The sequence below is a fragment of the Pseudomonas sp. PDM31 genome, from assembly GCF_019218965.1.
In the GTDB taxonomy this organism is placed as follows: Bacteria; Pseudomonadota; Gammaproteobacteria; order Pseudomonadales; family Pseudomonadaceae; genus Aquipseudomonas.
In genome coordinates this window covers 258,095-269,687 of the sequence record NZ_JAHUWS010000010.1, presented here as the reverse complement: position 1 = coordinate 269,687, position 11,593 = coordinate 258,095, and the positions used below count along the sequence as shown (strand labels likewise).

Below are 11,593 nucleotides of genomic sequence, written 5' to 3'. Positions count from 1 at the left end.
GAGGCGAATTCTACAGCGTTACACGCTGCTGTCAACACCTCTTTTTCAACTCCCTTTCGGCTTCGATGAACTGAAGCAACTTGCTGTCGAAAACTGCGTAACTCATTGTTTACCAAGGAGTTTTCCGTTTCGACTGCGCCGGAAGTGGGGCGAATTATAGGCCTCCAGAATCTGCCGTCAAGGGTTGATTTGGTTTTCTATCGAGATAGCTAAAAACGCTGCTTATATATAGACGAGCCCGCAGGGAATGCGCAGTATATTGCCCAAAGCCAAGCAACCCCCCTCTTCACATCCTGATTCGGACGATGCCGCGCAATGAATGACCAGCCACGCCCCCTGGCCTCCACCCTGTTCTCGGTTGGACTATTGCTGATAGCCATGGCATCGATCCAGTCCGGTGCCTCCCTGGCCAAAAGCATGTTTCCCGTTATCGGAGCGCAAGGGACAACTACGATGCGCCTGGTGTTCGCCAGCGTGATCATGATGCTGATCCTGCGGCCATGGCGCGCGAAACTCACGGCAAAATCCCTGCGCACCGTTGTCGTTTACGGAATGGCGCTGGGCGGCATGAACTTCCTCTTTTATATGTCATTGCAGACAGTCCCCCTGGGGATCGCGGTAGCGCTGGAGTTCACCGGACCATTGGCGGTTGCTATCTACGCCTCCCGTCGCGCGATCGACTTTCTGTGGATCGCCCTGGCTGCTGCCGGCTTGTTATTGCTTATACCCATGGGAGAAGCGAGCGCGGGGATTGATCTGACCGGTGCCTGTTACGCCTTGGGCGCTGGGGTCTGCTGGGCCGTGTACATTCTCTTCGGGCAAAAGGCCGGCGCCGACAATGGCGTGCAGACCGCTGCGCTCGGGGTGATGATCGCAGCGCTCTTCGTGGCCCCTATCGGTATTGTCCATGCAGGCTCTGCCCTGCTGACCCCATCGCTGATCCCGGTAGCGCTTGGGGTTGCCATCTTGTCCACCGCCCTGCCCTACACACTGGAGATGGTCGCTCTGACGCGCATGCCGGCCAGAACCTTTGGCACATTGATGAGCATCGAGCCCGCAATCGGTGCGCTGTCGGGGCTGCTGTTTTTGCAAGAATACCTGTCGTTTTCACAGTGGATGGCCATCCTGTGCATCATCCTGGCTTCCGTCGGCGCCACCATGACCATGGGCAGCACTGCCAAGCCAGCAATAGCAGCGGATTGAGAGTAGATATGACGAAGGTCTGGCATTTGACGCTCAATTAGGCCATGTTTAAACCCGCGCGCATAAAGTCAGACCATGGACATTCAGGATAGGGATGTATCAGAACGCTTCAAGCGCGAGCGAATGCAGCCAGACCCGGGCACAAGACTCGGGAACGCTTAAGGACAGTAATGAAACGAATTTTGCTACTCATCGCCGTACTTGCAATTGCGGGCTGCGCGGCGACGTCAAAGTCCCAGGTCAAACACGGCAAGAAAGGCTTGCACATCAACTGTTCCGGCCTGTCATCATCCTGGGACAAGTGCAACGCCACCGCCACCAACGCCTGCGCTCCCAAGGGGTACAAGGTCATTGCCAAGTCGGGGGACACGGTGGAAGAGCCGGGCGACTATCCGTTTGGCCTCAACCCTGCCGGTTATACCAGTCGCAGCATGATCGTCATCTGCAAATAGGCCGCCCCGTCAGCCCCCCGGGCCTGCGATCTGACGGCCAATCTCATCGTAGCTGGACTGCAACACCGCACGCTGGATCTGCGGTGTAGCCAGCATCCGCGCCACGACCAGCGCACCGATGCACTGCGATAGAATCGCCCAGGCCAGGCTGTCGCTTTGCAGGATCTGCGCCCAGCTCTCCTGAAGCCGACAGATCCAGTGTTCTGCCTGTTGCCGAATCTCCACGTCAGCGCGGGCAATTTCCGCCCCCAAGGCCGGCAATACACAACCGGTGTCGGGGTGCTCGACATGGGACATGCTCAGGTAAAGCTTCAGGCAGCGCTGCAGTTTTTCACGGTTGCCATCCGCCCCCAGGCGCTCCAGGCTTTGACCCAACTCGCGCTCGACAATATTGGCGAACAACTCGTCTTTCGACGAGAAATGACTGTAAAACGCCCCGCCGCTTAAACCGATCGCTTTCATCAGGCCATCGACTCCCACCGTCGAGAAGCCGGATTTCTTGGCTGATAACGCACTGCTTTGCAGCAGTTTCTCTTTGGTCTCCAGCTTGTGACTGGCCGAATAACGCATGCCCTTCTCCCGAATTATATCGCCTTGACGCTTGTCGAATCATAGCATAACGTTCGTTTAGTTAACGATCGTTTACCAAAGGGATACATCCATGAGTAACAAGCATGAATAACAAGAAGGTCGTACTGGTTGTCGGCGCAGGTGACGCCACGGGCGGCGCCATTGCCAAGCGCTTCGCCGAAGAAGGTTTTGTCGCTTGCGTGACCCGCCGTAGCGCGGAAAAACTCCAGCCGCTGGTGGATGCCATCCACGCCCGTGGCGGCGAAGCCCACGGTTTTGCCTGCGATGCCCGTAAAGAAGAAGACGTGATTGCCCTGGTCGAGCAGATTGAAAGCCAGATCGGCCCTATCGAAGCCTTCGTTTTCAATATCGGCGCCAATGTGCCATGCAGCATTCTCGAAGAAACTGCGCGCAAGTATTTCAAGATTTGGGAAATGGCCTGCTTTTCGGGTTTTCTCAACGCGCGTGAAGTGGCCAAGCGCATGGCCAAGCGTCAACGGGGCACCATTTTGTTTACCGGAGCCACCGCAGGTATGCGTGGCGCCGCCGGCTTTGCCGCATTCGCCGGAGCCAAGCACGGGATTCGTGCGCTGGCGCAGAGCATGGCCCGCGAACTTGGACCGATGAACATTCATGTCGCCCATGTGGTGGTCGACGGCGCCATCGATACCGACTTCATTCGCGACAGCTTCCCGCAGAAGTACGCAACCAAGGACCAGGACGGCATCCTCAATCCCGAGCACATTGCCGAGAACTACTGGTACCTGCACAGCCAGCCTCGCGACGCCTGGACCTTCGAGCTGGACCTGCGCCCCTGGAGCGAACGCTGGTAAGCCCATCCCCATAACAACAAGACGAGCACACCGAATATGAGCAAAACCGTGGAGTTCTACTTTGATCTCGGCAGTCCTGCCACCTACCTGGCTTACACCCAGCTACCAAAGATCTGCGCCGAGGCCGATGCCCGGCTGATCTACATTCCGATCCTGCTGGGCGGTGTCTTCAAAGCCACCGGCAACGCCTCCCCGGCGACCGTTCCAGCCAAAGGCCGCTACATGTTTCAGGACCTGGATCGCTACGCCAGACGTTACGGCGTGCCGCTGAAATTCAATCCGCACTTCCCGATCAACACATTGATGCTCATGCGTGCCGTAACCGGCATTCAATTGCGCCACCCGGAACGCTTCGGCGCCTTCATCGATTGCCTGTTCAAGGCCCTCTGGGTCGACGGCCGCAGCCTTGATGAGCCGACAACCGTGGCGGCTGTCCTGAGCGAAAACGCTTTCGATCCAACAGAGGTGCTGGCCTTAACCTGCGACGAAGAAATCAAGTCCATCCTCAAGCACAACACCGAGCAGGCCGTGCAGCGAGGGGTGTTCGGCGCACCGAGCATGTTTGTCGATAATCAGCTGTTCTTCGGCCAGGATCGACTGGATTTCGTCATTGAGGCCCTGAGCTGAATCTTGACCGTTGGATGTCGACACCCAGGCGCCGGCCATAGCGCCTGGGTGTCAGCCGGTCAAATAGCCGCGGTGCGGGTGTTCAACCATTCAAGAGCTGCACCGTCGAGCAACGGGCTCAAGCGCTCACGCACTTCGGCGTGGTAGGCGTTGAACCACTGCTTTTCGTCCTCGGTCAGCAGCGAGGTTTCCAGGCAGCGGGTGTCGATCGGGCACAGGGTCAGGGTTTCGAATTTGAGGAACTCGCCGAATTCGCTTTTGCCTGCCTCACGGTTCATCGCCAGGTTCTCGATGCGCACACCCCAACGGCCAGGACGGTAGGTACCCGGTTCAATGGAAGTGATCATGCCCGGCAGCATCGCGGTTTGCGGTGCCGGGGCTGCCTGATAGGCGATTACTTGCGGACCTTCGTGAACGTTCAGGAAGTAGCCTACACCGTGGCCGGTGCCGTGACCGTAGTCGACGCTTTCAGCCCAGATCGGCGCACGGGCGATGGAGTCGAGCAATGGCGAGAGAATACCCTTCGGAAACTGCGCGCGGGACAAGGCAATCACGCCCTTGAGCACGCGGGTGCAATCACGCTTCTGCTCGGCGGTTGGTGTGCCGACCGGCACCATCCGCGTGATGTCAGTGGTGCCGCCCAGATACTGGCCGCCGGAGTCGATCAGCAACAGACCGTCACCTTCGATTACCGCGTGTTCTTCTTCGGTGGCATGGTAGTGCGGCATCGCGCCGTTGGCGTTGAACGCGGCGATGGTATTGAAACTCAGCGACACATAATCCGGTCGACGCTCACGGGCGGCAGTCAGCTTTTCATCAATGGTCAGCTCGGTGATGCGCTCGCGGCCCATGGCGCCGTCCAGCCAGGTGAAGAACTCGCACAGTGCCGCACCGTCCTGCTCCATGGCCTGGCGAATGTGCCCGGCATCGGCCTGGCTTTTCTGCGACTTGGCGAGAGTGGTCGGATTGAGGCCTTCGATCAGTTTGACGCCGCTGCCGAGGTTATCCAGCAAGCCCGCGGTGACCCGCGCCGGATCGACTTGCAGACTCGCACCATCAGGCACCGCCTGCAGAGCGCCAGCCACTTCGCTGTAGTCGCGCAGAGTGACGCCGTCCCGCTCGAGAATCGCACGCAGTTCGGCGCTGACTTTGCTCAAAGCCACGAACAAGGTGGCTTGCTGCTGGCTGATCAGGGCGAAGGAAACGAACACCGGGTTGAACGACACATCGCCGCCGCGCAGGTTGAACAGCCACGCGATGTCATCGAGGGTGGCGATGAAATGCCAGTCGGCACCACGGGTCTGCAGGGCTTCACGCAGTTTGGCGAGTTTTTCCCCACGGCTGACCGTCGCCTGTGGCGGCAAGTGCTGATAAATCGGCTCGTTCGGCAGGCTCGGACGATCGCTCCAGACCGAGTTCAACACATCGATATCGGTGCGCAAACGCGCGCCGCGTTCTTCGAGCTTGCTACCCAGGGTACGTGCCGAGGCCACCGCCATGACCGCGCCATCGACGGCGACCACACCACCCTCCGGCGTTTGCTCGGCCAGCCATTCCAGCGGGCCGGGCTGACCCGGTTGCAGCTTGACCAGTTCGATGCCGCTGCCATTGAGTTCTTTGGTCGCTTGCTCCCAATACCGGCTGTCTGCCCAGACACCGGCGAAATCGGCGGTCACGATCAGGGTGCCGACCGAACCATGGAAACCCGACAACCATTGCCGCCCTTGCCAGTAGCCTGGCAGGTATTCGGACAGGTGCGGGTCGGCCGACGGCACCAGCAGGGCATGAATGCCCTCCCGGCTCATCAGCTCGCGGGTTTGTGCCAGGCGCTGGGGCACCGATCCGTTAATTGAAAACTGCGTATTCATCGTGACTCCTGCTAACCACTATTCATTTTTGTACGACGCCGATCGCGAGCTAGCTCGCACCTACCAGAACGCCGGAGCGCTCGCGACGGCCGCTTTAATCAGTTCTGCCGCTTGATCGATATCCTGCTCGGTGGTGAAACGTCCCAGGCTCAAGCGGATGGTGCGACTGGCTGAACGGGCGTCATGCCCCAGGGCCAGCAGCACGTGGGATGGAGCATTGCTGGCGGAGTTGCAGGCCGAGGTCGCGGAAAACGCGATCGAATGGCCCAACGCCGCCGAATTGAACTCGCCTTCATTGAAGGTCAGGCTCAGGGTATGTGGAATGCGCTGGTTCGGGCTGCCATTGAGGCGCACGCCGGGCAGGCTCAGCAGTTGTTCGAGCAAGCGTTCGCGCAGGCGCACGATCGTGACTTTCTCTGCGTCAAAACAGCCTGCCGCCAAGGTGAAGGCCTCGCCCATGGCAACGATCTGGTGGGTCGCCAGGGTGCCGGAACGCAAACCACCTTCGTGACCGCCGCCGTGGATCTGCGCCTGCAGACGCTGCTGCGCACGCGGGCCGACATACAACGCGCCGATACCTTTTGGGCCATAGAGTTTATGCGCCGAAAACGACATCAGGTCCACCGGCCACTGCGCCAGGTCGATTGCCACTTTGCCCGCGCCTTGCGCTGCGTCGACATGGAATAACGCACCGCTGCCGCGCACCACCTGGCCGATTGCAGGAATGTCGTTGAGCGTACCCAGTTCGTTGTTGACCAGCATCAGCGAGACGAGGAAGGTGTCCTCGCGCATGGCTTCGCTGACCGCTTGCGGGGTGATCAGACCTTCGGCGTCAGGCACAAGATAAGTCACCGCAACACCGGCCTCCTGCAATTGCCGGGCGGTGTCGAGTATCGCCTTGTGCTCGATCTGGCTGGTGATGATGTGACCGCCGGCAGCCGTGCGAGCCTGGGCCACACCTTTGAGTGCGAGGTTATTCGACTCGGTGGCGCCGGAGGTCCAGACGATTTGCTCAGGCATCGCACCGACCAGTTCGGCGACCTGACGCCGCGCCTGTTCGACCGATTGCCGAGCCTGTTGGCCAAAGGCATGGGAGCTGGATGCGGGATTGCCGAAGTTGCCGTTAAAACCCAGACACTCGACCATAACCTTGATGACCCGCTCATCCACCGGCGTGGTGGCGGCGTAATCGAAATACAACGGACGTTTATTCATAAAGGACTCGCAGAGCGTGTTCCGGGATCAGGAAGCTCGTGACTGCAAACCGCAGACGCAGCTTTGTGAGCTGCGTGCGATTTTCAGAACGTTACCAATACCTGATCGGATGCCGTTAAAGAAGTACAACTTCATTTAAAAGTGCGTAGGAACGCTCCTGAAAAGTGAGCTTAACAGGCATCGGGCAACCGGTTGAAGCAATGCGTCAGCTAAAGCTTTCGAGCAGCAACGGATACAAAGAAACCACCAGAAGCGCTGCCATGCCACAGTTGAACAGGCGCAGCCAGCGGCGGTCCTTGAGGACATTGCGCAGCAGCGTGCCGCAAGCGGCCCAGAGTCCGACGCTTGGCAGGTTGATCACGGCGAAAACGGCGGCGATGACGATCACGTTGGTGAAATAGCCCTGCATCGGCGTGTAGGTGCTGATAGCACCGATGGCCATGATCCAGGCCTTGGGGTTGACCCACTGAAACGCCGCGGCACCCAGGTAGCTGATCGGTTTGGCCTCACCTGTGTCACTGTCCGAGACCGGCCCGGAATGGGCGATCTTCCATGCCAGGTACAACAAATACGCCGCGCCGACATAACGCAGTACGGTATACAACAGAGGATAAGTCTGGAACACCGCGCCCAGTCCGAAACCGACGGCCACCACGAGCAGGAAAAAGCCGCAGCTGATGCCGAGCATGTGTGGAATGGTACGGTTGAAGCCGAAGTTCACGCCGGATGCCAGCAACATGGTGTTGTTCGGGCCGGGCGTGATCGAAGTGACGAGGGCGAACAGGGCGAAGCCCAGCAGCAGGTCGAGTGAGAGCGTCATGGGTGGTGTCCATCTGGGTCAGTCAGGTAGTGACCCTATCGCACACCCCGGGCGAAACCCACGGACAGTTTGGCAAAACTTCTGCCAGTACAGTTTCGCTCAGCTTGGGCGACCGTGTAGCTGTACAGATCGCTCGGCGTTCATTTCGCCACGGCTATCAAATTTGAAGCGTTTGCGCGGCTCGCCGAGCAGTTCGGCCTTTTTTGCGTGGTATTCATCGAAAGACAAGCCACGACGGTTCAACGCCTCCAGCGCCAACTCCTGGCTTTCTTCGGTGGTGTAGGGCCGCAACTCTGGAGAAACATGGCCGGCACATCCGGCAAGTACAGCACTGGCGAGCAGCAGCAAACTGGCGATCAGGGTTTTCATTTTCGGCGTCCTGGCATCTTGTTCGGGGCAATGAACACAGGCTACCCGCGCGTCCGAAGGGACAGAAATCAACGCTTTCAATAGTGGCTATCATGCTTGGGCAATCGTGACGCGACCTGCTCACTCGATTGCACAGCTGCGACGCTGCTGCTCGTCGGGCGTTCGGTGGCACTAAGGGGGCTGGCCTATATTTATCCAGCCGGTAACGGCCAAGGAACCTCTTCCACTCACTACAAGAGAACAGGGAGACCCATCATGAGCGTCAAACCCATTCCAGAGGGCTACCACAGCATCACGCCCTATCTGGGCATTCAAAAAGCCGCCGAGGCCATCGAGTTCTACAAAAAAGCCTTCGGCGCCATCGAAGTCATGCGCCTGGCCATGCCCGACGGCGGCATCGGCCATGCTGAACTACGCATCGGCGATTGCCCGATCATGCTCGGCACACCCTGTGATCAAGGGCCGCTAAGCAATCCGGACAACTCACCCTCCGTGGGTCTGCATCTGTATGTGACAGACGTAGACAAGTCCTTCAAACAAGCCATCGATGCCGGGGCGACGTCGGTGTCCGAGGTCAAGGATCAGTTCTATGGCGACCGTTCAGGAACTTTGAAGGACCCCTACGGGCATCTGTGGTTTTTGGCCACGCGCAAGGAAGACCTGACCCAGGAGCAGATCGAGCAGCGGGCGAAGGAAATGTTCAGCCAGGGTTGATTGCTGCTGCGCATCGAAAAAATCAAAAGATCGCAGCCTTCGGCAGCTCCTGCAAACAGCGTTCACCTGCAGGAGCTGCCGACGGTTGCGATTTTTTATTGTAATGAGAAACATTTTCTTTCATATTACCGTTCGGGTTTTCCAGTCCTCATACGTCTTATCTAGATGCAGTCGGTCGCGTCGGCAAAAGCCACGACCGTACCTTTCATGGGCCTTGATGCTGTGCAACCCACAGCAGTGACCCACTCATCCAGGCAAGACCGCTCATCATGTCAACGAAGTCCCGTTCAAAAATCTGGTTTCTGGTTCATAGCTGGCTGGCACTGCCAATCTGGTTTTTCGTGCTGATCGTCTGTGTGACCGGCACCCTGGCGGTGCTTAGCCAGGAAATCGTCTGGCTGGCCAACCCGCCGATGCGCGCCAGCCAGCCAACAAACGACGCCCCGCTGCTCAGTTATCAGCAGGTCATCGAGGCCATCAATAAAGCCGAGCCACAGACCGTGGTGCAGAGCATCAGTCGTCCCGACGAGTCGCACTTCGCCCTCGATGTCAAAGTCAGCTATCCCGATGGGCGCTCGGTGGTGGTGTACGTCAACCCCTATAGCGGTGTCATCCAGGGCGTCGCCCCCGCCTTCAACTTCCGCGCGTTCACCCGCGCGTTGCACGGTTGGTGGCTGGTGCCGTTCACCAATGGATACAGTTGGGGCTGGTACCTGGTGTCGTTTCTCGGATTGCCACTGCTGGCTTCGCTGGTCACCGGGCTTGTGGTCTATAAACGCTTCTGGAAGGGCTTTTTCAGCCCGACCCTGCGTTTTCGCCACGGCGCACGGATTTTCTGGGGCGACTTTCACCGGCTGAGCGGCATTTGGTCGATCTGGTTCATCGCGGTCATTTCCATTACCGGCACCTGGTTCCTGATCCAGGCGTTGCTGTTCGATAACCAGATTTCCATTTCCACCGAAAAGATCATCCCGTCGATGTCCCGCGAAGCCGTGCCGCAATCGGCCGATGGTTCGCCACCGCCACGCATCGACCTTGATCGTGCGATTGAAATCGCCTCGCAGAAAATCTCCGGGCTGGAGGCCAGTTTCGTCAGCCTGCCGGGCAATGCGTACAGCCATATGGACGTCGGTGGACGCGGTTGGTATCCGCTGATGTTCCAGACCGCCACCCTCAACCCCTACACCGGCGAAATCGCTGCTTCACGATTGATCTCGGACCGTTCGGCGCTGGAATTCGTCACCGAGTCCATGCGCCCGCTGCACACCGGGGACTTCGGTGGCCTGTGGATCAAGTTGATCTGGGCGTTTTTCGGCCTGCTGCTGAGCATGATGGTGTTCAGCGGCTTGCTGATCTGGACCAAGCGCACAGCGCTGGCCACCGCCAACGCATTCAAGCGCAGCAACAAAAAACACAAGGGCGCCAAGGCGCAACCGGTCACCAGCAACGAAACGTCGGAGGCTAACCTGTGAGCAAAGTCAACACCGCCCCACAGCCCTCGCGCCTCAGTGTGTTCTGGCGCAAATGGCGGTTTCACCTGAACATTCTGTTGTTGCTGATCCCCCTGGGTTTCATGCCCAAGTACTTCGCCGACGAGGCGTTGATGCGCGGTGACAGTGGCCTGGGCGAACGGGAGGTCGGCGACATTCAGGTCGGCCCCTGGAGCCTGCGCCTGGCGGAGTTGCGTAACGCGGCTCCCACGCTCGATGGCCCGGCCGGTTACATGAAGGGCTTCAACGCAGCGCTTTGTGATAGCTGTATCGCACAGGTCAAGGCCACTTACCTGCGCATCGGCAAACCCCGCAGCCTGCGCGCCGCCGGGGTGATTTTCTTCGGCACGCCCTATCGCATGGGCGCCTCGTTGCCCGTCCCGGAAAAGACCACGGCCGATGCCGAGCTGTGGATCACTATGGAAGGCTGGGACGGCGCCATGCATCAGGCCTCCATTCCCTTGAGCCAGGCATCCCCGGCCACCATCGCCTGGCTGAACAAACAAGGAAGCAAACCATGAGCAAGACCTTTCGCCCTCTGCACGCCATCTTGCTGGTGCTCAGCGCCGGCTTCAGCGCCACGGCCCTGGCCCACAACCCGATGTGCGAATGCAAAGCTATCGACGCCGAACAGATCAAATGCACCGGCGGCTTCTCCGACGGCAGCGGCGCGCCAGGGGTGACCCTCGATGTGATCGGCTACGACGAAACCATCCTCGTGCCGGGCAAGCTCGGCGCCGACTCGACCTTGACCTTCAAAAAACCCGGCGCCGAGTTCTATGTGTTGTTCGACGCAGGTCCCGGTCACGTCGTCGAGATTGACCAAGCGGACATCGAGGCACCATGAGTACTCCAACCACCCAGGTGATCCGACCGGCCGGAGCCGGCCATGAAACCCTCTACGTCCTGCTGCTGTGCCTGCTGATCCTCGCGGTCGCAGGTTCCGTGGTGCTCTGGCGCAGTGAGATCCATGAGGTGAGCAGCGTCAGCAGCCACCAACTGGATGCCCGTCGCGACCTCAGTGCTTCCGAGCAAGGCATCTACGCCGATCTGCGTGTGACGCTCGACGAAATCCACCTGCTGCGCCAGGAACAGCAATCACTGCCGACTCCAGAGGTCCTCGCCGGGGAAGGTTTTGCCCCGTTCGCTCAGGATGCCAGCTCCGTCAGCCGGGGCGGTCATGCCTGGCAGTTGATTGAGGCCAGGGCCTACTTCGGCCGTAGCCAAGTGCAGGATGTCGCCGGTTCGTTTCTGATGCGCCTGACTGCAGCCGATGTCGCACCGGACATCTGGCTCAACCGCGACAGCCAGGCCACTGCACCGCAAGACCTCAGCGACGCCGCTCTGCAAAGCGCCGGCTGGAAGCAGATTGTCGCGCAGTTCGATGCCGGCGTGACCCGCCAGCACCGGCACTGACCCCCCGCCTTTATCC

14 protein-coding genes are annotated in these 11,593 nt (G+C 59.4%); 9 read left to right on the top strand and 5 right to left on the bottom strand.

From position 1 onward, the window contains the following. Positions 1–315 precede the first annotated feature (315 nt). Positions 316–1,203: a threonine/homoserine exporter RhtA gene (gene rhtA / locus KW839_RS20790; protein ID WP_060541015.1), complete on the top strand. Its 888-nt coding sequence runs from the start codon at positions 316–318 to the stop codon at positions 1,201–1,203. Positions 1,204–1,373: 170 nt separating this feature from the next. Further along, positions 1,374–1,655: a hypothetical protein gene (locus KW839_RS20785; protein WP_060541014.1), complete on the top strand. Its 282-nt coding sequence runs from the start codon at positions 1,374–1,376 to the stop codon at positions 1,653–1,655. Positions 1,656–1,664: 9 nt separating this feature from the next. On the opposite strand, the gene KW839_RS20780 is transcribed toward KW839_RS20785, so the two are convergent. Continuing rightward, positions 1,665–2,225, bottom strand: a complete 561-nt coding sequence (locus KW839_RS20780; protein WP_060541013.1) for a TetR/AcrR family transcriptional regulator — start codon at positions 2,223–2,225, stop codon at positions 1,665–1,667. A gap of 104 nt (positions 2,226–2,329) precedes the next feature. On the opposite strand from KW839_RS20780, the gene KW839_RS20775 reads away from it, so the two are divergent. Together KW839_RS20775 and KW839_RS20770 are read left to right on the top strand one after the other, a co-directional pair. After that, positions 2,330–3,058 (top strand): SDR family oxidoreductase, encoded by a 729-nt coding sequence (locus KW839_RS20775; RefSeq protein WP_218425362.1) that lies wholly within the window; start codon positions 2,330–2,332, stop codon positions 3,056–3,058. A 36-nt stretch (positions 3,059–3,094) separates the two neighbouring features. Further along, a complete protein-coding gene (locus KW839_RS20770; protein ID WP_218425361.1) occupies positions 3,095–3,685 on the top strand; it encodes a 2-hydroxychromene-2-carboxylate isomerase in 591 nt (196 codons plus the stop codon). Between the two features lie 59 nt (positions 3,686–3,744). Here the strand turns inward: KW839_RS20770 and KW839_RS20765 are convergent, their stop codons facing one another. The 4 genes from KW839_RS20765 to KW839_RS20750 all read right to left on the bottom strand — a co-directional run bounded on the left by KW839_RS20765 (position 3,745) and on the right by KW839_RS20750 (position 7,957). Further along, on the bottom strand, positions 3,745–5,553 hold the full coding sequence (locus KW839_RS20765; protein WP_218425360.1) for an aminopeptidase P family protein: 1,809 nt from the start codon (positions 5,551–5,553) through the stop codon (positions 3,745–3,747). A 60-nt stretch (positions 5,554–5,613) separates the two neighbouring features. Then, positions 5,614–6,768 carry an aminotransferase class V-fold PLP-dependent enzyme gene (locus KW839_RS20760; protein WP_060541009.1) on the bottom strand — a complete coding sequence of 385 codons (1,155 nt, stop codon included), beginning with the start codon at positions 6,766–6,768 and terminating at the stop codon, positions 5,614–5,616. Between the two features lie 205 nt (positions 6,769–6,973). Further along, complete coding sequence (locus KW839_RS20755) at positions 6,974–7,588, bottom strand: LysE family translocator (protein WP_218425359.1); 615 nt, start codon at positions 7,586–7,588, stop codon at positions 6,974–6,976. Positions 7,589–7,687: 99 nt separating this feature from the next. After that, complete coding sequence (locus KW839_RS20750; protein WP_060541007.1) at positions 7,688–7,957, bottom strand: hypothetical protein; 270 nt, start codon at positions 7,955–7,957, stop codon at positions 7,688–7,690. Positions 7,958–8,212: 255 nt separating this feature from the next. Between KW839_RS20750 and KW839_RS20745 the strand changes: the two genes are divergently transcribed. From KW839_RS20745 to KW839_RS20725, 5 genes are all read left to right on the top strand, one after another. Next, positions 8,213–8,671 carry a VOC family protein gene (locus KW839_RS20745; RefSeq protein WP_060541006.1) on the top strand — a complete coding sequence of 153 codons (459 nt, stop codon included), beginning with the start codon at positions 8,213–8,215 and terminating at the stop codon, positions 8,669–8,671. Positions 8,672–8,940: 269 nt separating this feature from the next. Beyond that, a complete protein-coding gene (locus KW839_RS20740) occupies positions 8,941–10,143 on the top strand; it encodes a PepSY domain-containing protein (protein WP_218425358.1) in 1,203 nt (400 codons plus the stop codon). Next, positions 10,140–10,682: a thiamine pyrophosphate-binding protein gene (locus KW839_RS20735; RefSeq protein ID WP_218425357.1), complete on the top strand. Its 543-nt coding sequence runs from the start codon at positions 10,140–10,142 to the stop codon at positions 10,680–10,682. Before KW839_RS20740 ends, KW839_RS20735 begins: the two co-directional genes overlap by 4 nt. Beyond that, entirely contained in the window at positions 10,679–11,008 is a 330-nt protein-coding gene (locus KW839_RS20730; protein WP_060541003.1) for a hypothetical protein, read from the top strand. Before KW839_RS20735 ends, KW839_RS20730 begins: the two co-directional genes overlap by 4 nt. Next, the gene (locus KW839_RS20725) at positions 11,005–11,577 is read left to right on the top strand and encodes a DUF6162 family protein (RefSeq protein WP_218425356.1); all 573 of its coding nucleotides are present in this window, start codon (positions 11,005–11,007) and stop codon (positions 11,575–11,577) included. Before KW839_RS20730 ends, KW839_RS20725 begins: the two co-directional genes overlap by 4 nt. Positions 11,578–11,593 lie beyond the last annotated feature (16 nt).